General features: G+C 43.3%; 19 protein-coding genes and 1 pseudogene. 12 read left to right on the forward strand and 8 right to left on the reverse strand.

What is annotated here, in order from left to right:
* Positions 1-229: 229 nt before the first annotated feature.
* Entirely contained in the window at positions 230-1,297 is a 1,068-nt protein-coding gene (gene ulaG, locus OCU36_RS16210) for an L-ascorbate 6-phosphate lactonase (protein WP_261840564.1), read from the reverse strand.
* Positions 1,298-1,417: 120 nt separating this feature from the next.
* Positions 1,418-2,173, reverse strand: a complete 756-nt coding sequence (gene ulaR / locus OCU36_RS16215) for an HTH-type transcriptional regulator UlaR (RefSeq protein ID WP_261840565.1) — start codon at positions 2,171-2,173, stop codon at positions 1,418-1,420.
* A 339-nt stretch (positions 2,174-2,512) separates the two neighbouring features.
* On the opposite strand from ulaR, the gene OCU36_RS16220 reads away from it, so the two are divergent.
* The 6 genes from OCU36_RS16220 (at position 2,513) to OCU36_RS16245 (ending at position 8,056) form a co-directional block, all read left to right on the forward strand.
* Positions 2,513-4,351, forward strand: coding sequence for a PTS ascorbate-specific subunit IIBC (locus OCU36_RS16220; RefSeq protein WP_261840566.1), 1,839 nt, complete (start codon positions 2,513-2,515; stop codon positions 4,349-4,351).
* 66 nt (positions 4,352-4,417) lie between these two features.
* Positions 4,418-4,885 (forward strand): PTS sugar transporter subunit IIA, encoded by a 468-nt coding sequence (locus tag OCU36_RS16225; protein WP_261840567.1) that lies wholly within the window; start codon positions 4,418-4,420, stop codon positions 4,883-4,885.
* Positions 4,886-4,894: 9 nt separating this feature from the next.
* On the forward strand, positions 4,895-5,593 hold the full coding sequence (locus OCU36_RS16230; RefSeq protein WP_261840568.1) for an L-ribulose-5-phosphate 4-epimerase: 699 nt from the start codon (positions 4,895-4,897) through the stop codon (positions 5,591-5,593).
* Between the two features lie 99 nt (positions 5,594-5,692).
* Positions 5,693-6,514, forward strand: coding sequence for a pyridoxal phosphatase (locus OCU36_RS16235; protein WP_261840569.1), 822 nt, complete (start codon positions 5,693-5,695; stop codon positions 6,512-6,514).
* A gap of 4 nt (positions 6,515-6,518) precedes the next feature.
* Positions 6,519-7,166 carry a 3-keto-L-gulonate-6-phosphate decarboxylase UlaD gene (locus OCU36_RS16240; protein ID WP_261840570.1) on the forward strand — a complete coding sequence of 216 codons (648 nt, stop codon included), beginning with the start codon at positions 6,519-6,521 and terminating at the stop codon, positions 7,164-7,166.
* A gap of 8 nt (positions 7,167-7,174) precedes the next feature.
* The gene (locus OCU36_RS16245; RefSeq protein ID WP_261840571.1) at positions 7,175-8,056 is read left to right on the forward strand and encodes an L-ribulose-5-phosphate 3-epimerase; all 882 of its coding nucleotides are present in this window, start codon (positions 7,175-7,177) and stop codon (positions 8,054-8,056) included.
* 153 nt (positions 8,057-8,209) lie between these two features.
* On the opposite strand, the gene OCU36_RS16250 is transcribed toward OCU36_RS16245, so the two are convergent.
* On the reverse strand, positions 8,210-8,419 hold the full coding sequence (locus OCU36_RS16250) for a hypothetical protein (RefSeq protein WP_065583766.1): 210 nt from the start codon (positions 8,417-8,419) through the stop codon (positions 8,210-8,212).
* A gap of 386 nt (positions 8,420-8,805) precedes the next feature.
* Between OCU36_RS16250 and OCU36_RS16255 the strand changes: the two genes are divergently transcribed.
* Both OCU36_RS16255 and OCU36_RS16260 read left to right on the forward strand, forming a co-directional pair.
* A complete protein-coding gene (locus OCU36_RS16255) occupies positions 8,806-10,257 on the forward strand; it encodes a catalase (protein ID WP_261840572.1) in 1,452 nt (483 codons plus the stop codon).
* Positions 10,258-10,515: 258 nt separating this feature from the next.
* Positions 10,516-11,388 (forward strand): patatin-like phospholipase family protein, encoded by an 873-nt coding sequence (locus OCU36_RS16260; protein ID WP_261840573.1) that lies wholly within the window; start codon positions 10,516-10,518, stop codon positions 11,386-11,388.
* A gap of 93 nt (positions 11,389-11,481) precedes the next feature.
* Here the strand turns inward: OCU36_RS16260 and OCU36_RS16265 are convergent, their stop codons facing one another.
* Positions 11,482-12,474, reverse strand: a complete 993-nt coding sequence (locus OCU36_RS16265) for a 2-hydroxyacid dehydrogenase (protein WP_261840574.1) — start codon at positions 12,472-12,474, stop codon at positions 11,482-11,484.
* 224 nt (positions 12,475-12,698) lie between these two features.
* A pseudogene (locus tag OCU36_RS16270) lies at positions 12,699-12,821 on the reverse strand (DUF1971 domain-containing protein); the annotation flags it as partial.
* A gap of 201 nt (positions 12,822-13,022) precedes the next feature.
* On the opposite strand from OCU36_RS16270, the gene OCU36_RS16275 reads away from it, so the two are divergent.
* On the forward strand, positions 13,023-13,931 hold the full coding sequence (locus OCU36_RS16275) for an acyltransferase (RefSeq protein ID WP_261840575.1): 909 nt from the start codon (positions 13,023-13,025) through the stop codon (positions 13,929-13,931).
* A 106-nt stretch (positions 13,932-14,037) separates the two neighbouring features.
* Here the strand turns inward: OCU36_RS16275 and OCU36_RS16280 are convergent, their stop codons facing one another.
* From OCU36_RS16280 to glgX, 3 genes are all read right to left on the reverse strand, one after another.
* Positions 14,038-14,760, reverse strand: a complete 723-nt coding sequence (locus OCU36_RS16280; RefSeq protein ID WP_261840576.1) for a tRNA (adenine(22)-N(1))-methyltransferase — start codon at positions 14,758-14,760, stop codon at positions 14,038-14,040.
* Between the two features lie 124 nt (positions 14,761-14,884).
* The gene (locus OCU36_RS16285) at positions 14,885-16,627 is read right to left on the reverse strand and encodes a sensor domain-containing diguanylate cyclase (RefSeq protein WP_261840577.1); all 1,743 of its coding nucleotides are present in this window, start codon (positions 16,625-16,627) and stop codon (positions 14,885-14,887) included.
* Positions 16,628-16,855: 228 nt separating this feature from the next.
* A complete protein-coding gene (gene glgX / locus OCU36_RS16290; protein WP_261840578.1) occupies positions 16,856-18,832 on the reverse strand; it encodes a glycogen debranching protein GlgX in 1,977 nt (658 codons plus the stop codon).
* Between the two features lie 434 nt (positions 18,833-19,266).
* Between glgX and OCU36_RS16295 the strand changes: the two genes are divergently transcribed.
* The 3 genes from OCU36_RS16295 (at position 19,267) to OCU36_RS16305 (ending at position 22,498) form a co-directional block, all read left to right on the forward strand.
* The gene (locus OCU36_RS16295; RefSeq protein WP_261840579.1) at positions 19,267-20,595 is read left to right on the forward strand and encodes a carbohydrate porin; all 1,329 of its coding nucleotides are present in this window, start codon (positions 19,267-19,269) and stop codon (positions 20,593-20,595) included.
* A 79-nt stretch (positions 20,596-20,674) separates the two neighbouring features.
* Positions 20,675-21,541, forward strand: a complete 867-nt coding sequence (locus OCU36_RS16300; RefSeq protein ID WP_261840580.1) for a MalM family protein — start codon at positions 20,675-20,677, stop codon at positions 21,539-21,541.
* 132 nt (positions 21,542-21,673) lie between these two features.
* Positions 21,674-22,498: an alpha/beta hydrolase gene (locus OCU36_RS16305; RefSeq protein WP_261840581.1), complete on the forward strand. Its 825-nt coding sequence runs from the start codon at positions 21,674-21,676 to the stop codon at positions 22,496-22,498.
* Positions 22,499-22,506: the final 8 nt, after the last annotated feature.

The following is a 22,506-nucleotide window of genomic DNA, read 5'->3' on the forward strand; positions in this document are numbered from 1 at the left end:
AAGATGTTAATTACTGCTGTTCATGTGATCTTGGTAACCAATTACTATTGTCTTCTGAGACACCTCTTCTATCAATTCAATAAGCTCTTTGCTTCTTATAATGCATAACCCTTTTGGATAGGAAAAGAGTCAGCTTCTTCCAACTGAGTTTCGAACGTGATTACGCTAAAAGAGTGTCGGATGAAAAAAAGGGAGCGCATTGCTCCCTAGTTAGTGCTTTTCTTAATGTTTATAAGAATGCGCGGTATGGCAGTTCTGGGTCATTTGTGAAGATGTCTGCAAAGCCACGGAAGTGCTGGTAGTGCATACGGCCTTTATCTGTTGGGTATGTGTATTTACCACCCACTTGCCAGAAGAAAGGTGCGAAGCCGTATTGAAGACGTTCTTTCTTCATGTTCCACAGCATTTCGATTTCACGCGGGTCATTTTGGAAGTTAGCCCAAATGTCGTGGTGGAACGGAACAACCACTTCACAGTTCAAAGATTCAGCAGCACGAAGAATGTCTGAAGATGTCATTTTGTCTGTTACGCCACGTGGGTTCTCACCGTAAGAAAGCAGTGCAACGTCGATCTTGTGGTCATTACCGTGTTTAGCGTAGTAATTTGAGTAGTGAGAATCACCCGAGTGGTAAACTGAACCGCCTGTTGTTTCTACTAGGTAGTTCACTGCACGGTCGTCCATTCCGTCTAGAATTTCTTTGTCTAGGGAAGATGTTCCTTCAGGAAGTGTTACTAGAGCAGTACGGTCGAATGCGTCAAGAACCTTGATGTTGACGTCTTTGATCTTAATTTCGTCGCCAACTTTCGCAATAACACAACGATCTTCTGGTACACCCCATTTCATCCATAGATCAACACATGCTTTAGGACCGATGAATTTAACGTGCTCACCACAGTTTTGAAGAACCGCTGCTGCAACGTTGATGTCGATATGGTCGCCGTGATCGTGAGATGCCATCACTGCATCGATCTCTTTAATAGCGAAAGGGTCCAATGGGAAGATTGCAGTGCGTAGGTTGGGTTGAAGTGCTTCAACACCACCCATACGCATCATTTGGTGCTGGTTTTTCATTTTTTGAACCGCTTGTGTTTTTTTACCAGTCCCACACCAGAAGTCCATTGATAGGTTTGCACCCCCTTCTGATTTTAGCCAAATACCTGTACAGCCAAGCCACCACATAGAAAATGTACCTGGTTGAACAACCGTTTGCTCTATCTCTTCATTTAACCATGTGCCCCACTCAGGGAATGTATTTAGGATCCAAGACTCGCGAGTGATTTCGTTTACATTGCTCATGATAATACCTTTTATTTCAATAATTTGATTAATTTTGGATGTAGGGAGCCGAGCGCCTTAATTTGGACTAAGGCACTGAGCTAAATTTATTATTATTGGTGGGCTAGTTAGCCCAGCGATTTAAACTAGGATGACTTGCGTCCCTTGAGCTTCAATCAGTTTTACGACTTCGGGATTGGCGTCTTTACCGGTGATGACGATGTCTATTTGCTTGGTGCTGCAAAAGAGCATTCCGGTACGTTGTCCAACTTTTGAACTATCGACCACGACGACAAGCTTATCGACCTGTTCGAGCATCTGTTGTTCGGCTACGGCCGTTAACATGTCGGCCTTGTACAGCCCGGCATCCGTTAAGCCTTTACCTGAGGTGAACATCCAGTTTCCCGCATAGCCGCCTAATGAATTAGGGGCTGGGTTTAGAAAGATGTTCTGCGCTTTGTTGTATTGACCACCAATGATGATGACATCGTCATGATCTTCGTTGATCAAGTAACTTGCGAGTGGAAAGTAATTCGTTACGATTTGAACGTCATCGCCACATAATTGCTGACCGAGTAGGAAAGCTGTTGAACCACAGTTGATCACGACGGTATCGCCTGCCTGACAAAGCCCAGCTGCTGCTTGAGCAATCTCTGATTTCTCTTCATAGAAATCAGTGCTGTTGATATTCAGCGGTGACCACTTTTTTTTCTGAGTCTCTACTCGCTCCGCACCATTTCGAATTTTTCTAAGTCGACCTAGTTCATCTAACTTAGCGATATCACGTCGAGCAGTCGCGGGTGAAACGCTAAACTTATCAATAATATGAGAGACGTTTATCGTCTGCATATCTTCTAACAACGACAAGATGCCGTTATGTCTTTGTACTTCATTCATATTTATCACTCTTTTTGTCTTTGTGACAATTTAATGATTACTTTTGATTTATTTTGATTCTAATAATCACTGACATGATTGTCAAATAACATCGCTATAAAAATCAGACTTTAATCACATGCTTTTGTAAGTGCTTGATTTTATAGTGTTTGTTGTTTTTGTGTGTGATCTAAAGCTCAATTAGATACATTCTGGGTGTGGTTAATTGATATAAATCAAAATAATCACAAGTGAGCATTGAATGATTACTTTTGATTGGTAAAGTCTAGTTCGTGAGCAAAACTAGAATCATCACATCCTACAAATCATTAAAATTAAAAATTAATCAGGGGTAAAGATATGGAATTCTTATATGATATTTTCTATATTTTTTACAGTCAGGTAATGACCAAAGCACCGTTGCTACTCGGTCTTGTTACTTGTCTCGGCTACATCCTTCTAAAACGTGACGCAACAACTGTTATCTCCGGCTCTATAAAAACCATCGTTGGTTTCATGATAGTGCAGGTAGGTGCAGGAACATTGGTAGCGGGTTTTAAACCGGTTATTGAAAAAATGAGTGAAATACATGGATTGACAGGATCGGTCATTGACCCGTACACCTCCATGATGTCCACCATGGAAACCATGGGCGACAATTACTCTTGGGTTGGGTATGCAGTATTACTGGCTCTTGGGCTAAATATTCTACTTGTAGCCTTCCGCCGTATTACAGGTATCAGAACCATCATGCTGACTGGGCATATCATGTTCCAGCAAGCTGGCCTCATTGCTGTTTTCTACTTCGTGCTTGGTGCAAGTATGTGGGAAACCATCATTTATTCAGCAATATTAATGGCATTGTACTGGGGTATTTCCTCAAACATCATGTTCAAGCCGACTCAAGAAGTCACGGGCGGGGCGGGTTTCTCTATTGGTCACCAGCAACAGTTTGCGTCATGGGTTGCGACCAAAGTTGCCCCGAAGCTTGGCGATAAGAATGACAGTGTTGACCACATCAAACTGCCTAAATGGTTACATATTTTCCACGACAGTATTGCAGCAACAACGTTAGTGATGACGGGCTTCTTCGGAATTATCCTTCTTTCGTTTGGCCTTGATAATCTTCAAGAGATGGCCGGTAAAACGCACTGGCTCATCTACATTTTCGAAACAGGTTTGAAATTCGCTGTTGCGATTCAAGTTATCGTTACCGGTGTTCGTATGTTCGTTGCGGAACTGTCCGAGGCATTTAACGGTATTTCTCAACGCCTTATTCCTAACGCTGTTTTAGCCATCGATTGTGCGGCTATTTACGCCTACTCTCCGAACGCAATGGTATTTGGTTTTATGTGGGGCGCAGTGGGTCAATTCACCGCTGTTCTTGCAATGCTAGCGTTTGACGCACCAATTATGATCATTCCTGGCTTTATCCCAATGTTCTTCTCGAACGCCACTATCGGTGTGTTTGCTAACCACTTTGGTGGTTGGAAAGCAGTGATGAAGATCTGTTTCGTGATGGGCATCATCGAGGTGGTGGGTTCGGCTTGGGCAATTCATATCTTTGCTCAATCTGGTACTGAGTTTAACGGCTGGATGGGTATGGCTGACTGGGCGCTTGTGTTCCCGCCAATCATGCAAGGTATCTCTAGCTCTAGCATGTTCTTCTTTGTGATTTTGGCTTTGGCGGGCGTTTACATGTTCTTCGCTTCTAAGCAACTACGAGCAGAAGAAGACGCAGAAGCTGCCGCTGAAACAGTGACCGCAGTAACGCCTGAAGGCATTGAGGTTGAAGTCGCGGTTCCACAACAATCGACAGCAACCGCTGAAGCACTATCAGCTTCAACAACAGCAGCTTCTACAACATCAGAAACACGAATCTTGCCAACCGCTGACCAAAAACCGGTTCGTGTCTTAGTGTGCTGTGGCTCAGGGCAAGGATCTTCAATGATGTGCTCTAAGAAAATCAAAGAGTACTTGGACAAGAAAGGCATCCCAAGTTCGACCTTTAACAGCGCTATCACCGATTACAAATCGCACCTTGGTTCATTCGACATCATTGTGACTTCGGTTGCTCTGGCCGCGAAGATCACGGGGTTACCGGAAGGTAAGCAACAGCTTGCGGTGAAGAACATGATTATGGTGAAAACTTTCGGTGACGAGCTGGTTTCCATCATCGAGAACCACTTCCACAAATAATGATAAATGGCTCAGTGGTAGTGCACTGCTGAGCCAATAAAAACAATTATATAAGTGAGCAATAACATGAACTTAAAAGAATCTCTTATCAAGAATAACTCTATCCTACTGAATGCAAAAGCCGCTGACTGGAAAGCCGCAATTAAGCTTGGTACTGACGCATTGGTGATAGCGGGGGTGGCTGAAGAGCGTTACTACGATGCAATTACTAAAGCGATTGGTGAAGAAGGCCCTTATATCTGTATTCACGATGCGTTCGCACTGCCTCATTGCCGCCCTGAAGATGGTGTTATTCGTACCGGATTTGCATTAACCGTGCTTGAAACGCCAATTACGTTTGAAGGCGTTGATGAGCCTGTTGATGTATTGATTACGCTCGCGGGTAAGGACTCAGAAGAGCACATCGAAGGGACGATGCAAGTGGCGAACTTGATTGAATTTGATGAAGACTTCTCAAAACTTCGCGCGTGCAAAAGCCCAGAAGAAGTGGCGCGTTTAATTGATGCTGCATTGCTTCAAGCGGAAGCGGCTTAAGGAGTCGATATGTCTAAATATAGCCAATTGAAACAACGTGTCTTAGAAGCAAATTTGCAGCTCCCTAAATACGCTTTGGTGACATTCACTTGGGGTAATGTCTCTGAGTTTGACCGTGTTAACGGAGTGATAGCGATTAAACCATCGGGTGTTGAATACAGCGACATGACAGCTGAAGACATGGTGGTCGTCGATCTAGAAGGCAAGGTTGTTGAAGGCAAACTCAACCCTTCAAGCGACACCGCAACGCACTTAGAGCTTTATAAAGCATTTCCTGAAGTGAGTGGCATTGTTCACACGCACTCACGCAGTGCCACCATTTGGGCGCAAGCGGGTATCGACATTCCAGCCTTGGGCACCACTCATGCTGATTACTTTTACGGTGACATCCCATGTACACGTCGATTGTCTCACTCTGAAATTGCTGAAGAGTACGAGAAAAATACGGGCTTGGTGATCATTGAAGAGTTCAAGCAGCGTCGAATCGATCCAATGGCCGTTCCTAGCGTGATTGTTGCAGGACATGCACCGTTTTCTTGGGGAAAAGATGCCAATGACGCGGTTCATAACGCGGTGGTATTAGAAGAAGTGTCGGCAATGGCGTTGGCAACGCGCACCTTGAACAGCGGCATCAAAATTCAGCCAGAACTGTCCGATAAACACTACTTACGTAAGCACGGTGAAAATGCTTATTACGGTCAACAGTAAATTGGCTTTTTGTTTAAGTAAGCCGTTTAAGTGGTTTCTATTGTAAGTAGCTTCAATATTAATTAGGCCCGACTTCAGGGGAATAAGTGAGAGGACTCTATGTATAAAGTGCTGGCGTTAGATCTCGATGGAACCGTGTTGAAGGATGATCACACGATTCATCCAGAAGTAAAAAAGGCGATTCAAGAAGCCAAACAAAGTTGTCACGTCGTAATTGTTACGGGTCGACACCACACAGCTGCACGACCTTATTACTACGAATTGGGGTTAGATACGCCAATCATCTGCTGTAACGGCACTTATGTTTATGATTATCAAACTGAAACGGTATTGACTCAAAACGCCATAGAGAAAGATAAGGCACTTGCTTTCATTGATATGGCTGACGAGTTTCAGCTCAAGATGGTGATGTACATCACTCATGCCATGACGTACTCGCAGTACAACCCATTTGCCTACATGCTGGCATTGGAAAGCTGGGCTGAAACGGCACCAGAGCAATATCGCCCACAAATTTACCAAGTGGAATCATTCGTAGAAGCCGCTCAACAAGCTGAACACGTTTGGAAGTTTGTGGTGGAGGGGAGCCAAGATTCAGTCGACTGTTTAATGCAGCACCCATGGATTGAAGAGAACTTCAACGGTGAGCGTTCTTGGTCAAACCGAATCGACTTTGCAGCGAAAGGTAACAGTAAGGGCCTACGCCTTGCTGAATATGTCTCAGAACTTGGTTACCAACCGACAGACGTGATTGCTGTCGGCGATAACCACAATGATATTTCCATGCTTAAGTACGCCGGATTCGGAGTAGCGATGCTCAATGCGGATGACATCGTCAAATCACACGTTCAACGCGTGTGCTCAACAGATAACAACCATGATGGCTTAGCCCGTCTAATACGTGAACAAATTAAAGGATAACAACATGACTAAACCAATGATTCAGATCGCCCTAGATCAAACAAATCTTGCTGCTGCAATTGAAGTGGCAAACAACGTTGAAAGCTTTGTTGATGTGATTGAAGTGGGCACTATTTTAGCTTTTGCTGAAGGGATGACTGCGGTTTCTACCCTTCGTAAAAACCACCCAGACCATATCCTTGTGTGCGATATGAAAACCACCGATGGCGGCGCAATTTTGGCTCGTATGGCATTCGAAGCGGGCGCTGATTGGATTACCGTTTCTGCAGCCGCACACATCGCGACTATTGGTGCCTGTAAGAAAGTTGCTGATGAATTTAATGGTGAAATCCAAATCGAAATTTACGGAAACTGGACCATGGACGACGCTCAATCTTGGGTAGACTTAGGTATTTCACAAGCGATTTACCACCGTTCTCGTGACGCTGAATTAGCTGGTGTAGGTTGGACGGAAGAAGATCTAGTGAAAATGCGTGCACTGTCTGAAATGGGCATCGAGCTTTCTATCACAGGCGGTATCGTGCCGGAAGACCTTTACCTATTTGAAGGCATTAAAGCGAAAACCTTCATCGCAGGCCGAGCACTTGCGGGTGACAAAGGTAAAGAAACAGCAGAAGCGCTAAAAGCTCAGATCGACCGTTACTGGAACTAGGAGGCGCTATGTACCAAAACTTATTGCGTCACCGGATAGGGCTTTATGAGAAGGCCCTACCTAACGAACTCAGTTGGGAAGATAAACTTAAGCAAACCAAAGAACTCGGCTTTGATTTTCTTGAGATATCGGTAGACGAATCAGATGAGCGTCGCAGCCGACTGGATTGGAATGACGATGAAGTGTATGCCTTGCGTCGCCTCTGTGAAAAGCATGGTATCCCGCTGCAATCCATGTGTTTAAGCGCGCATCGCAAGTTCCCATTTGGATCCGCCGATCCGGCGATTCGTCAACAAGCTGTCATCCATATGGAGAAAGCGATCTCACTCGCTTACAAATTGGGTATTCGTACCATCCAACTCGCTGGGTATGACGTCTACTATGAGCCCGCCGATAAAGTGACTCACCAGAGGTTCATTGAAGGCATGAAGCTTTCGGCGCAGTTGGCGGAAAGATCAGGGGTTATGCTCGCTGTCGAGATCATGGATACCGATTACTTGAACTCTTTGAGCAAGTTTGAAGTACTGAGTCGTGAAGTCAATTCTCCGTATTTCACGGCGTATCCAGATGTGGGCAATATTTCTGGTTGGAATTACGACATAGTGACGGAACTGAAGTTGAGCAAGCCTCATATCACTCAGATCCACCTCAAAGACACTTATAAAGTGACTGACGAATACAAAGGTCAATTCCGAGACCTAGTAATTGGTGACGGTGAAGTGGACTTCAATGCCATTTTTGAAACATTGAAAGAAACGGAGTGTGTCGTACCACTCGTGATTGAGATGTGGGCTCAAGATGAGCGTTGGAAAGAGAATATTCTGACGGCACAAAAGCGTTTGAACGAGGTATGTGTTCAAACGGGTGTTCCCGTGCTATTTGATCGTTAACTTACATTTAGCATTATTAACCCGTTTCTCTTTGCGTTCTCAATGCTCCTAACGAAAAGAGAAAATGCAGCATATTGCCCCCAATATGCTGCATTTTTATATCAACATGGTGCTCTAAGCTTATTGAAGCAAAGTTCGAAGTAGTGGCTGTTCTTAAACAGCAATAGTTACATGATCACGGCCTACTTCAGCCATCTTAATTAGGTAGTCCGTATGGTATTTCTTCTTGATGACGATTTGGCTACCGATTTCAGCAACAATCTTCACGACCTCTAACGCATCAGAAGGATGCAATGAAGAATCTTTTGAAATTTCGATATTAACGCCCAAATTTGCCAGTTTCATAATGTCGCTAGAGTGCATGATAATATCCAATATATTTTATTATGGTGGACTATATCATCATCGATTAATTCAACGCCACTCTGCTAAGCCCAAAGTTTTGAACGATGCCCTCAAACTATGATTTCAATATGCAAGTAGTGGAATTTGATCGCAAACTGATATCATGGTCTTTCTTATGGGATTATGCCAACTTTGGCGGGGATGTTGTTGTTCAGTCTCGTGTGAAGAAATGAACAGTCAACTTGATAGGTTTTATCTATAACAAAGATAAATAGAAACGATTATGTTTATTTTTAATGCCGACCTATTCTTTATCCACACTAATTCAATGGTTTAAATACTGGATCTACTTAAATTTACGGTGTCACAACGATTGTGCACATTTACCCTCTAAGGAATCGATCATGAGTAAAAAACTAACTACAGCAGCAGGTTGTCCTGTTGCTCATAACCAGAATGTTCAAACTGCAGGCAAGCATGGCCCTCAACTTCTTCAAGATGTTTGGTTTTTAGAAAAGATGGCGCACTTTGATCGTGAAGTCATTCCTGAGCGCCGCATGCACGCGAAAGGTTCAGGGGCTTACGGTACATTTACAGTGACGCACGACATCACTCAATACACCAAAGCCAAACTGTTTTCTGAAATAGGTAAAAAGACCGACCTGTTTGCACGTTTTACAACGGTAGCTGGCGAGCGTGGCGCAGCGGATGCTGAACGTGATATTCGTGGTTTTGCGTTGAAGTTTTATACTGAAGAAGGCAACTGGGATATGGTGGGTAATAATACTCCAGTATTTTTCCTTCGTGATCCTCTTAAGTTTCCAGATCTTAACCATGTGGTGAAGCGTGACCCTCGCACGAATTTACGCAGTGCCAAGAGCAACTGGGATTTCTGGACTTCTCTACCTGAAGCGTTACACCAAGTCACTATCGTGATGAGTGACCGCGGTCTCCCTGCGACTTACCGTCACATGCATGGCTTTGGTAGCCACACGTTCAGCTTTATTAATGCCGATAACGAGCGTTTTTGGGTGAAATTCCACTTCAAATCTCAACAAGGTATTAAAAACTTATCTGATGCAGAAGCGGCAAAATTGATTGGTGAAGACCGCGAAAGCCACCAACGTGACTTGCTTGAAAGCATTGATAACCAAGACTTCCCTAAATGGACACTAAAAGTACAAATCATGCCAGAAGCGGATGCGGCAAAAGTGCCTTACAACCCGTTCGATTTAACGAAGATCTGGCCACATGCGGATTATCCGTTGATTGAAGTGGGTGAATTTGAGCTAAACCGTAACCCGCAAAACTTCTTCGCAGAAGTGGAGCAATCAGCTTTCAACCCTGCGAATGTGGTTCCGGGTATTAGCTTTTCACCGGATAAAATGTTGCAAGGTCGTTTGTTTGCTTACGGTGATGCACAGCGCTACCGTTTGGGTGTTAACCATCAACATATTCCAGTTAACGCACCTCGTTGTCCTGTACACAGCTATCACCGTGACGGCGCAATGCGTGTTGATGGTAACTTTGGTAGCACATTAGGCTATGAGCCAAACATCGAAGGTCAATGGGCAGAGCAGCCAGAATTTGCAGAACCGGCACTGAATCTTGATGGTGCGGCAGCGCATTGGGACCACCGTGAAGATGATGATTACTTCTCACAACCGGGCGATCTGTTCCGCTTGATGACACCAGAGAAACAAGCGATTCTGTTTGATAATACCGCGCGTGCGTTAGGCGGTGTACCGAAAGAGATTCAACTGCGTCACCTAAGACACTGTTATAAAGCGGATCCTGCTTATGGTGAAGGTATTGGTAAGTTGCTTGAGATCGATGTGAGTGAATTTAGTTCATAATCGATGATTTAAGCTAGTTGTCGAAAGGCCATTGAGTTCACCGCTCAATGGCTTTTTTTGATCTTGCGGTTTACCAAGTGACCTAATATTGGGTAATTTAACGTGTGGTTTGGCTCTCTAGTCAAACGAACTCCTTAAGCTTCGCATGACTTGAGTTGATAGTTTTTGTCTATCGAACTGATATGTTTTACCCATTATCTTTCTACGATTGATGAGCCTATTATTCTGCTATCAGAATATAACGTCGTTGGGTTTGAGATGAATAAAAAAGCAATAATCGTAGAAGGTGGGGCAATGAGAGGGATTTTTGCCGCTGGAGTATTAGACGCCTTTATCAAAGACGATTTTCTTCCTTATGATTTTGCCATCGGTGTATCTGCCGGTGCATCGAATCTTATCGGTTATTTATCTCATGCGCCTAAGCGAAGCTATAACGTAATTACCACGATGGCGACGGATAAGATGTTCTTGAATCCTGCTCGTTTTGCTAAAGGTGGTAATTTGGTGGACGTTAAGTGGTTGTGGAACGAATCTAATCAACGTTATCCACTGGATTGTGGTGAGCTGTTTTCAAGTATCCCACTCATCGCTGCTGTAACAAACATCGATACGGGTAGCGCCGATTACTATAATATTAAGCCTGACAATCTCTCCAACGTAATTGAAGCGACAACGGCTTTACCTATCGCCTATCGTGAAACCCCGTGTTTCTCTGGTGGCTGTTATACCGATGGAGGTGTCGCTGATTCAATCCCAGTTCGTGAAGCATATCGTCGGGGGGCGCGTGATATTACCGTGATTCTTTCTCATCCTCTGAGCTACCGTATGAAACCTCAGAAGCATCAATGGATATTGAAAAAACTGTTAAAGAAATTTCCCCACATTGCCGAGTCGATGGCGGTGCGTGCCGAAAACTACAATCAGTCTCTGGCGTTTATTCGTAACCCACCCAAAGATGCGACCATTAAAGTGATTGCCCCACCAGAAACGTTCGCGGTTAAGCGCTTAACCATGGATAGAAGCATTTTAGATGCCGGTTATGAGATGGGCGTAAAAGCGGGAGAAGAGCATCTTGCGATTCGAAAAGGTGTGTATGGTTTGGATACCGAGGATTGTCATTTTTGTATCTAGTGGATCCACATTGCATCAATGTGGAAATGAAAATACCACGCCGTTCATTAGGACGAGCGTGGCTTGGTATTTAACCTTGGAACGGGTTTATGATTAAACTAATTCATTACCGCTGGTTTTACCTGTGAAGAAGGCATTAACACTGATTAGTGTGGTGTTCGCAATGTTGAATAAAGCATCTTTAGTCAAGAAAGCTTGGTGACCGGTGAATAAGACGTTATGGCAAGCTGACAGTCGTCGGAATACATCATCGACAATCACATCGTTAGATTTGTCTTGGAAGAACAGCTCTTTTTCATTGTCATAAACATCTAGACCAAGTGCCCCAATTTTACCCTGTTTTAGGGCCTCGATTGCCGCCGTTGAATCCAGTAACTCACCACGGCTAGTATTAACGATCATTACGTTGTCTTTCATTTGGCTAAACGCTTTTTTATCCAATAGGTGATAGTTCTCTTTACTCATTGGGCAGTGCAGAGAAATCACGTCAGACTCTTGGTATAGCTTATCGAGTTCAACGTATTGAGCACCTAATTCGACGGCTAATGGATTTGGATAAGGGTCGTAGCACAGAATGTTCATGCCTAAACCTTTCAGAATACGCATGGTCGCTAAGCCAATTTTACCCGAGCCAATCACACCAACGGTTTTGCCGTGGAAGTTAAAGCCAACCAAACCCTCAAGAGAAAAGTTCGCATCACGAGTACGCTGATACGCTTTATGTAGTTTACGGTTTAAACACATCATCATACCGACAGTATGCTCTGCTACCGATTCTGGGGAATAAGCCGGAACACGAACTACTTGCAGGCCAAACTCTTTGGCTGCGTCTAGGTCGACTTTATCAAAACCGGCACAGCGCATCGCGATCAGCTTAGTGCCGCCTTGCGCTAAAATCTCTAACACATCTCGCGATAGGTCGTCGTTTACAAACGCACAAACCACTTCGTTATCATGCGCCATTTTTGCTGTTGTTGTCGTGAGTCGAAAATCGTGAAAATGAAACTCAGCGTTGAGTTCGCCTTTTGCAAGTTTAAATGATTTTTCGTCGTATGATTTTGAGCTAAAAAAAGCAATGTTGAGCATGGCTTCCTCTCTAACCTAAAATATAAATAACCCACTGATTCATTGTCTGAAATGGGATTAAAACGAATAACTCTGTTCAGTGTGCTAGAGTTTTTCACTCTTGTCTATCACCATTAGCCATTGTTATTACCATGATTATTTGGCCTTTATGTTTTCATTTTTTGAACATTATAAATCACCTTACGAGATGGCTTGTTTATAAGTTCATCAATATTGAATGGATCTTACTTTCGGGTGTTGAACGTCTTCTTGGTCTCTTTCTCGGACCAGACGTTAATGTTGAATTGTGCGTCGTCGCTCAGCTCTACTCGATGCCAATATTGAGGTGGGCTTGTGGCAAATTGCCCAGTGTGACGGAATACGTAAATGACGCATATAAGACCTCTTATTTACCGGTATTTTTGTTGATTCACAACGATGAACGGGTCTTTGGACACTGGCTAAATGAGTCAAGTGGTTTGACCCCTGTAGTGCTGCATCAATAACTAAAGAGAATTATTTCTAGATGCGTATAATGAAGGCTTTCGATCTCAATATAGCCGTTTTTTATGCTTGATAATCTTCGTATGGCCTTGAACGTATTGTTCGTGACCATCAATACCGCAATGACTGCGTTTACCGTGAGCTTCTTTGGCCTTATCAAACTGATTCTTCCAATCTCTATTGTGCAAAAGTCGTGTACACGTTTAGCCAATTTCACTTTTTGGTGTTGGGCTTCGCTCAATCAATGGATTTTGAACATTAACAACGATATCGAGTGGCAAGTTGAGGGAGGAAAGGATATCTCAACGAAGCAGTGGTATTTGATGATGTCGAACCATCTAAGCTGGGCGGATATCGTGATCCTGTCTTCAATCTTGAAAGACAAAATGCCGATGACTAAGTTTTTCCTTAAGCATGAATTGCTGTACGTCCCTTTTGTCGGCTTGGCATGTTGGGGCTTAGATATGCCATTCATGCGCCGTCACTCTCGCGAGTTTTTGCTGCGCAACCCTGAGCGTCGAAACGATGATTTCAATGCCATCAATAAAGCGTGTACTAAATTCAAGCTAGCACCGACTACCTTGGTCAATTTTGTTGAAGGAACGCGTGTAAATCACGATAAACTGGTGGCTGCAAAGACACCTTATCGATACCTACTAAAGCCGAAAACCGGCGGTGTGGCGTTTGCTTTGTCTGCAATGGGTCCAATCTTAGATGGGATCGTGGATGTCACTTTGGCCTACCCTGAAAACCAAACATCACCATTTGAAGATATGTTGAAAGGCAAAATGACGAAAGTCGTTGTGCGTATTAAATTGCACCCAATGGATGAAAACGTTAATGGAAATTATTTTGAAGACAAAGCGTTTAAACGTCGTTTTCACAGTTGGTTGAATAACACATGGAAAGAGAAAGACGACTATCTTGATACGATTTATGGGCCTGATACGGCTTATGGAAAGCAAGAGCCGTAAACCCAAATTTATCGATTCGATGGCAATAAAAAAGCCGATAGTTCGCTGAACTGTCGGCTTTTTTATTGAATCGGTTTCGTCAATGACGAGTGAAAATAGATGGCTGCTAGATCGCTTGGTAAGCCTCAATAATGTGCTTGACTTCGCTCAGCTTACCCTGCTTCTCTTGACCTTGCTGCATTCGCAAGTAGTGCTGTAATGTTTTGGCTTTGTACTGCTGAGAGATCTGTAATTGTTGTTGATCAATTGGAACCCAAATCTTGTCACCAACGTTCGATATGTCACGAACTGGTGGACGATTTTTTCTGTCGCCTTGGTTGTTACTGACCAGTAAAATCTCATAGTAACGGCGATTTTCTTCAATCAACACTTCATCAATAAGGGCGAAGTTGAGCGATTTTAAATGGCTTCTCAGTTCGAATTGCTGATGCACAGGGCAAAGCAAGAAATCGATCGCGGTGTTTGGATGTTGACGGTGAATGTCATCGACTAACTTTTGAGTGAGATCCCCCCCCACACCCGCAATAATAACAAGGTGTCTGCCGGTGTGCTTATGCAATGGAATGGCTGCGACATCTAAGCAGTAGACTTGCCACTGGCTATAGGTGTGCTGCTCGGTATGGCTATCCTGAGGGAAGTAATGTGTGAGCTTACCTTTAAGCTCGTTCATTAGAGACGGGACAATATCAACAAAGTGAATCTGAGGCGCTTTGTTGTCCGACAAAAGTTGAACGCCCAAGAAGCCGTGATCACAACAACAGTCCCAAATATGTTGGTAATCATTGCTGACAAGAGAGTGGAGAGTTTGCAGTCGGTGACTAAGCTTCATAAAATTTGCGTCGTTGGAAAGTTATAGGGTGCCTTGGTATCGAAGGCGCATTGTAATGGCTTTATAAAAAAACAAAAGCACATAGATGTGAAATCCTACGTGCTGTCTGTGAATTTGCTGATGTTTATGAAGCTTGTGCGACGTCTCTTATCTGGCCTTCAACACGGTTTTTTCCGAGCTGCTGCGCGGTCAATCTGGCCTGTTTTGCTAACGCTAACGCAGATGTTCTGTCACCTTCTATTCGTGAGAAGCCGATACTGACACTTAATGGTAGCGTGATGTCTGGTGTGGTAATGCTCTTCTCGGCAACGCCTATTCGACATTGTTCCAACTGGAACTTGGCGTCTTTAGGGTCATTCGCTTTGAATAACACCGCAAATTCTTTCCCCCCAACACGTGCAATACAAAGACTTTTTGGCTTAGGGAAGTTCCAACGTATCGATTCAGACGTCACCTTTATCATCTTGTCTCCAACTGCGTCACCGTAGGTACGGTTTAAGTGGTCAAAGTTATCGATATCAAATAGAGCGACATAGGTATCAGGTTCGTTGATGTAGTTTTCTATTTCAATATTAAAACGATTTGTGTTGTCCAACTGTGTCATTGGATCTTTGTTACTCAATTGATGGTGGAGCAGTAAATTAGACAAAGAGACTTCAGTATAATCTCTTATCATACGGAGGATGCTCTGGTTGATCGGTAATCTGGCGTTAACGTAGAGCACCGCGATCAACTGATTGCGCGAGGACAGAGGAATGCAATAGTGGCGCTGGTGTATTTTGAGTTTATGCGCCAAGGGATCCGCGTATTTTCCGCTTTTATAAACCAGGGTACCCAGTGCAAACCGGTCGGCAAGAGATCTATCATAATGTACCGTAGCTTGGTTTCCGTGGTAGTCAATCGTATTGAATGAATGACTCTCTGGTTGATATAGGCAGAATTGGATACCTTTATGATAGGTAAAGCTATCCAGTATGGACTTTAGCTCTTGTTTAAAGCTTGCAAGGTCATCAACCTTGTTAAGTTGCGACAACGATACATTTAAATGGTAAGCCAGATAATTGGCCCCAACCCATAACAGAAGCAGTGAGCCGAGGACGATTCCTGTTAACGTGAATTGGTGTGAGCTGGTCAAAATATCGTGGCGATCTGTACCTGCGATGAATACCCAGTTTAAGCTATTATCCGCATCAAATACCGATATTTTGAAATTATCTTGATAGTAGTATTCGTGTTTACCGAACGTCTCACCCTGTAAAACTCGCTGGCTGATCCCAGCATGGTAGCTGATTGACTTTGAGCCGATGCGTTTCGGATCTGGGTGGAAGACGAGTCGTTCAGTCGCGCGATCAACCACAAACACATAGCCATCATTAAGAATTTTTAAGTTTCTTAAGTTTTGTGTCGCTTGCAGAAGGTCAAACTCAACCCATATTTCTTCTTTCAATTTTTCCGTGGTGTGTTTAACCGCGAAAACCCAACGTCCATTGGTTTTTTGATAAATGGAAGAGAGATAGAAGTTTTTCACAACGCTGTTGAGCGGATGCCACTGTATAGCTGAAATTTGTTCTCTTGAAAGAGGTATGCCTTGTGTGGAAATATAATTCTGAGATTGAGGCTGATATCGAATGATATCGGAGAAGTCTGGTATCTTTTGTAGAATATTCTCGCTGACGTCTCGAAATTTTTTATCATTAAAATTGGAAGTCTTGGATAAATCTAAGTTGGTCTCTAGGAAGTAGAGTTTACCGAATGCTGCTTCAATGTTTGAGCGAATGATAGAATTTGCGGTATGAATATTTGATGATGATTGTTCTGTTGCTATTTTTTCTACTTTTTCTAATTGAGTGATAGCAAGATAAAGCATTCCTACCATTAATAAGAGTATATATGGCTTAAAAAGCCGAATAAGTGTTTTAGGTAAAGCCATGATATCCAAAGACGTGATAGATTCATTTTTATAGTACGGCCATACTAAACAGTTTTTGTGATCACATCAATGCAAATGATTCCATATAGAAAAATGAAATTTGTGATATTCAGCAAACAAAAAAGCCAGTGATAAATATAACTGGCCTCTATTGGTTTTGGTGTGCTATTCGGTGTGCTCAGCTTTCTTGAAGGAATCGTGCAAAATAGCCATTGAAGTCGGAGATAGCAACATTTCACCGTCAGCATGACCGAGTGTGACATTTTTCAGGTTGGTATCGCAAATAGTTACCCAGTTTTGTTTGCGATCATTCGGTAATGAGAATCGAGCCGGCGCATTTGTTTGATTGATCAGATAGATCAATTCGTCGCCCTCTTTACCGATCCCTAAATGCAGCGCGACCGAGCTTAAATGGTTCCAATCATCATGCTCCATTAATGTGCCATCAACACGACGCCAAAATATTCGGTTGGAGTTACGCTTTTCTCCACTGAATGCCCTGATAAAAGGCACCATGTATTGTTGACGTGCAGAGATCATTTCCGATAGCCAAGTCTTAAAGTCAGTCTTGTTATCAGAGTCTTCCCAATTAAGCCAACTGGTTACACCATCTTGGCAATAGGCGTTGTTGTTGCCCTTTTGAGTATGGGATAGCACATCTGCTGTCAGAATATGTGGAATACCAAAAGCAAATAACAAACTTGCCATAAAGTTACGCTTCTGTTTTTCACGCATTGCGATAATTGAGGGGTTTTCTGTCTCACCTTCAACCCCATAATTTTCAGAGCGGTTATCACCGTGTCCATCACGGTTGTTCTCACCATTCTCTTCGTTGTGCTTGTGCTTGTAAGAAACAAGATCTTGCATGGTGAAGCCATCATGGTAAGTGATGTAGTTGACGGTTAATTTATACGGCCAGTGCGCTGCACTGTAAATGTCTCGTGACCCCATCAGGCGAGTGGCAAACTCTTTTAAGTAGCCTTGATCACCACGCCAAAAGCTTCGAGTGATGTCTCTAAGTTTGTCGTTACACTCGTTCCAACCTAACGGAAAATTGCCGACTTGGTAGCCATTAGGCCCGATATCCCAAGGTTCAGCGATCAACTTGGTTTCTTTTAGTACTGGATCTTGAGCAACGGCTTTGAAAAAAGCAGCCTCAGGATTGTAATTATCGCCTTCACGGCCGAGTGTCGCGGCCAAATCAAAACGGAAACCGTCAATTTGAAATTCATTTACCCAGTAACGCAGCGTATCCATGACTAAATTCAATGCTGGTTGGTGCGTCAGATCAACCGTATTTCCGCAACCTGTAAAGTTCGCGTAATGGCAACCATGTTTAATGTAGTGGCGGCTATCCAGTGCTTTTAGGTTGAAGGTTTGTCCTGCTTCACCACCTTCTGCCGTGTGGTTGTATACGACGTCGAGAATCACTTCAATTCCATTGCGGTGCAGTTCGCGAATGGCCGTTTTAAGCTCAGTAACAGCATCTTTTTCTGCATAGCGTGGATCAGGCACCATGAACAGATAGGGGTTATATCCCCAATAGTTAACCTTGTTCATGTCTAATAGATGGGTTTCATGCATGCATGCTGCGATGGGCAAAAGTTGAAGAGAGTTAATGTTTTGCTGTCTGTAGAACGCAAGCATTTCTGGGCTGACCAATCCCAAATAACGACCTTTTGTATGGGAGGCGATTTCTGGATGGAGTTGCGATACGCCTTTCACGTGGGTTTCAAAAAGCACCGTCTCCTCGCGGGCTATCTGCGGCTTTTCGACGTTCTGCCAGTCAAAGGTGTCATCAATGACAACACACTTCGCCATCGAAAAACTCTTTTGATTGGTATACGGCGTTGCGTAATTGAGTGGCTCGCTAATGGCTTTGGCGTATGGGTCTGAAAGTAAAATTGGGCCATTGTCTGTCTCAGCAATGAAACCGTATTTTTGCCCAGCTTTAATTCCGTCAACAAATACATATTTGATATCAGCGTATTCATTTTCTAATTCATAGGTGGTGAATTCATCGTTCTCGTCGAACAGAGCGAGCGATAGAGATTTACAATCTGGAGAATATATTGAGAAGTTGCAGCCAGTGTTACCTAGCGTTGCACCTAGCGGATAAGGGCGAGCGAGCATTCTAGTCATTGCTTGATTTCTTGTGCGTTTATCAATGTCAGTGAACTATAAGTAAAAAGCTTTGTCTCAATAAGGTCAAGCAACTTCATAGATTAATTAACCTGTAAAAAATAATTCGTAGATGAAGTTCAAATTATATATTTGAGCTGGATCTCACTAATGGTGAATTATTAGATCTACGTTGTGTCTACTCCTCCTATATTAAGTGATCTACCTCTTTAAAACACCGTTCTGTTTATTTTCTACTCCCTTCTAGTCCCCCTTAATTTAGTTAAGGGTGGAGGACGTCAAATTTGTCATCCCCGCTTAATATTGACCCCGTTGAAACGAATTAGGGGAAACCCTAAACCTCTCTATCTTACGACTACCATTACTGCCTTTGGTCGCCGCAAGAGAGCAAAAATATAAAAATCTAAAATAAATCGTCCTTAATGGAGTTAAGAATGAAAAAAGTAAGTTTGATTGCTGCAGCGGTGACTACTGCACTTATGGCTGGTTCTGCATTCGCTGAGAATGAAGTTGCACTGGATGTAAAAAGTGGTGATTCGGCAATGGAAGTAGAGGTAAAAAACCCTACTGATGTTATCGCCGACGGTTGGGAAGTGCATGGTTATATGTCTTCTAACGTTCGTGTCGTAGATGGTAAAACAGTAGACACTGAGTTTGGTAAGCCAGATTACAAAACGGCTGGTACTCACGGTAAGAGTACAAACCAAGTTGAGTTTGTAGTTAAGAAGCACTCTGAATACCAAAATGGTGTGTGGGCTGATTATGTTCTTCGTACTGAATATGGTAACGGCAACTCATATGCTTATTCTTCTTCTGGTAGCCAAAAAGATAACACCACAGCACAACTTGAAGTAAAGGAAGCGTATGTTGAGCTGGGTGGCATTTTAGGTGATGATACCTCAATCTGGGGTGGGCAACGTTTCTTAAACCGTGCTGCAGGTATCTTGTCTGGTGAGTTCTGGAAACAATCTTCTGGTATTGGTGCTGGTATTCAAACTAAGCTAGGTGGTAACACGGCAGGTATCGCATACGTGATGGCAGATCCTGATGCTGGTTCTTCAACTCCAGGCGCAGAGCGTACGACAGCTTCTTCTATCGACTTGTATTACTACGGAGTAGATGCCGGTATTGGCTCTCTTGACTTTGACTTGAAATACGGTCAAAAAGTTGTAAACGGTGGTGAAGATGAAGATGGTATCGGCGCATCTGTAACGCTAAATACAAGCTACTACGGCCTAGATGGTTGGACACAAAACGCGATTGCATACGGCACTGGTGTGATGCAAAACCGTGGTGTTAACTTCGGTGGTTGGTCTGGCGGTAATGATGATGCTGAGTCTCTATTCTTGACTTCTTACGGTGTGTTAAATATCTCAGAAAGATGGCAACTGGGTACAGAAGCGACATATATCACAGCTCTTGACGAACTTTGGGGCGCTAAAGGCCTAACACGTTATATTGTTGCAGCTCGTCCTTCTTACAAGCTGAACGACAACGTTCGTTTAGAAGCAACGGCTTCTTACGGTCATGAAGAGGGTGATCAAGGCTACTGGGGGCGTACAGGTGATGATGTAGAAAGTAACATCATTAACTTGGAGGTTGCTACAGCGTTCACGGCAAACTCCGATTACTTCGGTCGTCCACAAGTTAAGCCTTATATTAGTTACATCAAAGCAGATGATGATGCAAGTGCTAAGCAAATTGGTATCGAAAACGGTAATGACCAGTTTGTATTCGGTGTGCACACTGAAATTTGGTTCTAAACCATTGACAGTATAGGGCAGCCAATTGGCTGCCTTTTTCTGCTTTCCCCAGCAACAACCAATAGTGAGAGAGATTACAATGACAAATAAAAGCTCTATGTTAGCCGTTTTACTAGGTGCCTTGCTAAGCGGTTGTGCTTCCGATGCTCAAGTTCAGACACAATTAACACCTCCAAACAATGCAGAGGTGTGTTGCAGTGACTTTTCACAGTTCCCATTCGCTCAGCTTAACGACAGTGAAGATTTAAAATTTGATATCGACTTAGGTTCTCCTGTCGGTACATTTACCACAGGTAATAGCCACTTTGCTGCCTTTAAATTCAGCGATCGCTCTGCAGAAATGGTGGTAACACTGTCTAGTTTGATGATTGATGACTCGGTGTTTGCTCCAGAAGCGATTCTACTGGATGAACACTTCCAACCAGTGAAAACATTGAAGTTTGAAGACTTTAAGGTTCAGGCATCCGATGCGTTTACACGTACTAGTTACATTGAACGCCTACGTGTTGATGCAAGTAAGACACCTTACATTATTATCTACACACCTGCTGATGAGCTAGGAAAAGCGATCACAGTTGATCACCCTGCGAAAGTTCGTGCGAAAGAGTTTGGTGAAGTGATGCCTATGGTCACAGATCCCGTATACACCAATCAACTCGGTGGTCGTCTAGAGTTAGAAGTTGAAACTCTCAAGCTTCGTCCTTACCGTGCTAAAGCTGCTGTAGTTCCAGTGACTGCTGTTGCCGCGCCTGTGGTAGTGGCAACTAACAAAGCTGATACGCAGATTCGTGTGCAACAAGAGACAAAAGACTTCTATTTATCGGCTATACAAAATGCGGTTAAATCTGGTGACGTACCTAAAGCCTTAAGTTTGTTAGATGAAGCAAAGGCGCTCAATGTTGAAGGTGCACAAGAAGCTTTTGTGCGAGCCGTCAACGCGAAATAACTTATTAGTTTAATAGATTAAGGCTTAATGGCTTAGTAGCCCAGTATCTTAGTCGCTTAGATAGAGATCGAACGCTCCTTTAAGGGGCGTTTTTTCTATCTGTATTGATATATTTTAGGTTTAGAGGTAGTTATGCAATCTGAATTGATTCTTATTGATGAGTTCCTAATTCCACAACTTAATCGAACTCGCACGCTTCGCCTTTATCTTCCTGCGGGTTACCGACGATCAGAACAAGCTTATCCGGTCTTATACATGCACGATGGACAGAATGTCTTTGAAGAGTTCACTGCGACATATGGGATGTGTTGGGATGCACGAACCACCCTTGATGAGATGCAGAGACGTGGTAAATTATCGGGGTTAATTGTCGTGGCAATCGACAGCAGCAATGAGCTTGATAAGATGGCGCGTTATAACGAGTATTCGCCTTGGAAAGCACATCGAGATATCAAAGAAATGGGCGTGGGTGATGAGTTACTTAAATTTGGTGGTGAAGGTGACGATTACATGGCTTTCATCTGTCAAACATTGAAGCCTTATATAGACCAAAACTACAGAACAAAGCCTAGCCGAGAGTTTACGTATCTTGCTGGTAGCTCCATGGGGGGATTAATCAGTTTGTATGGAGGCTCTCTATATCAGGATATCTTTGGTGTACTTGGGGTCTTCTCTCCAGCGTTTTGGTTCAATAAACCCTCATACTTTGAATATATGAAAGAGTTTAACTTTCGGTATCCAACGAAAATATATATGGATATGGGAACGGATGAAGCTCGCGAAGGCGCAATAGTCGATTTTGCTGGTGTATATCTAAGTGGTTCGCGGCAAATGAATAAGTTACTCGCTCAAAAACAGAACCTGACGCTGTTTTATCAAGAAGGTAAAGATCATAAGCATAATGAACTTGCTTGGTCTCTGCGATTCCCTGACTTCATCGACTTTATTTTTAGATAATAAAAGAA

Source organism: Vibrio artabrorum, assembly GCF_024347295.1.
In the GTDB taxonomy this organism is placed as follows: Bacteria; Pseudomonadota; Gammaproteobacteria; order Enterobacterales; family Vibrionaceae; genus Vibrio; species Vibrio artabrorum.

Coding starts and splice junctions, on each gene's coding strand:
- ulaG (WP_261840564.1), bottom strand. CDS start 1,297: ATGAGCAATGTAAACGAAATCACTCGCGAGTCTTGGATCCTAAATACA.
- ulaR (WP_261840565.1), bottom strand. CDS start 2,173: ATGAATGAAGTACAAAGACATAACGGCATCTTGTCGTTGTTAGAAGAT.
- OCU36_RS16220 (WP_261840566.1), top strand. CDS start 2,513: ATGGAATTCTTATATGATATTTTCTATATTTTTTACAGTCAGGTAATG.
- OCU36_RS16225 (WP_261840567.1), top strand. CDS start 4,418: ATGAACTTAAAAGAATCTCTTATCAAGAATAACTCTATCCTACTGAAT.
- OCU36_RS16230 (WP_261840568.1), top strand. CDS start 4,895: ATGTCTAAATATAGCCAATTGAAACAACGTGTCTTAGAAGCAAATTTG.
- OCU36_RS16235 (WP_261840569.1), top strand. CDS start 5,693: ATGTATAAAGTGCTGGCGTTAGATCTCGATGGAACCGTGTTGAAGGAT.
- OCU36_RS16240 (WP_261840570.1), top strand. CDS start 6,519: ATGACTAAACCAATGATTCAGATCGCCCTAGATCAAACAAATCTTGCT.
- OCU36_RS16245 (WP_261840571.1), top strand. CDS start 7,175: ATGTACCAAAACTTATTGCGTCACCGGATAGGGCTTTATGAGAAGGCC.
- OCU36_RS16250 (WP_065583766.1), bottom strand. CDS start 8,419: ATGCACTCTAGCGACATTATGAAACTGGCAAATTTGGGCGTTAATATC.
- OCU36_RS16255 (WP_261840572.1), top strand. CDS start 8,806: ATGAGTAAAAAACTAACTACAGCAGCAGGTTGTCCTGTTGCTCATAAC.
- OCU36_RS16260 (WP_261840573.1), top strand. CDS start 10,516: ATGAATAAAAAAGCAATAATCGTAGAAGGTGGGGCAATGAGAGGGATT.
- OCU36_RS16265 (WP_261840574.1), bottom strand. CDS start 12,474: ATGCTCAACATTGCTTTTTTTAGCTCAAAATCATACGACGAAAAATCA.
- OCU36_RS16275 (WP_261840575.1), top strand. CDS start 13,023: ATGCTTGATAATCTTCGTATGGCCTTGAACGTATTGTTCGTGACCATC.
- OCU36_RS16280 (WP_261840576.1), bottom strand. CDS start 14,760: ATGAAGCTTAGTCACCGACTGCAAACTCTCCACTCTCTTGTCAGCAAT.
- OCU36_RS16285 (WP_261840577.1), bottom strand. CDS start 16,627: ATGCTTTATCTTGCTATCACTCAATTAGAAAAAGTAGAAAAAATAGCA.
- glgX (WP_261840578.1), bottom strand. CDS start 18,832: ATGACTAGAATGCTCGCTCGCCCTTATCCGCTAGGTGCAACGCTAGGT.
- OCU36_RS16295 (WP_261840579.1), top strand. CDS start 19,267: ATGAAAAAAGTAAGTTTGATTGCTGCAGCGGTGACTACTGCACTTATG.
- OCU36_RS16300 (WP_261840580.1), top strand. CDS start 20,675: ATGACAAATAAAAGCTCTATGTTAGCCGTTTTACTAGGTGCCTTGCTA.
- OCU36_RS16305 (WP_261840581.1), top strand. CDS start 21,674: ATGCAATCTGAATTGATTCTTATTGATGAGTTCCTAATTCCACAACTT.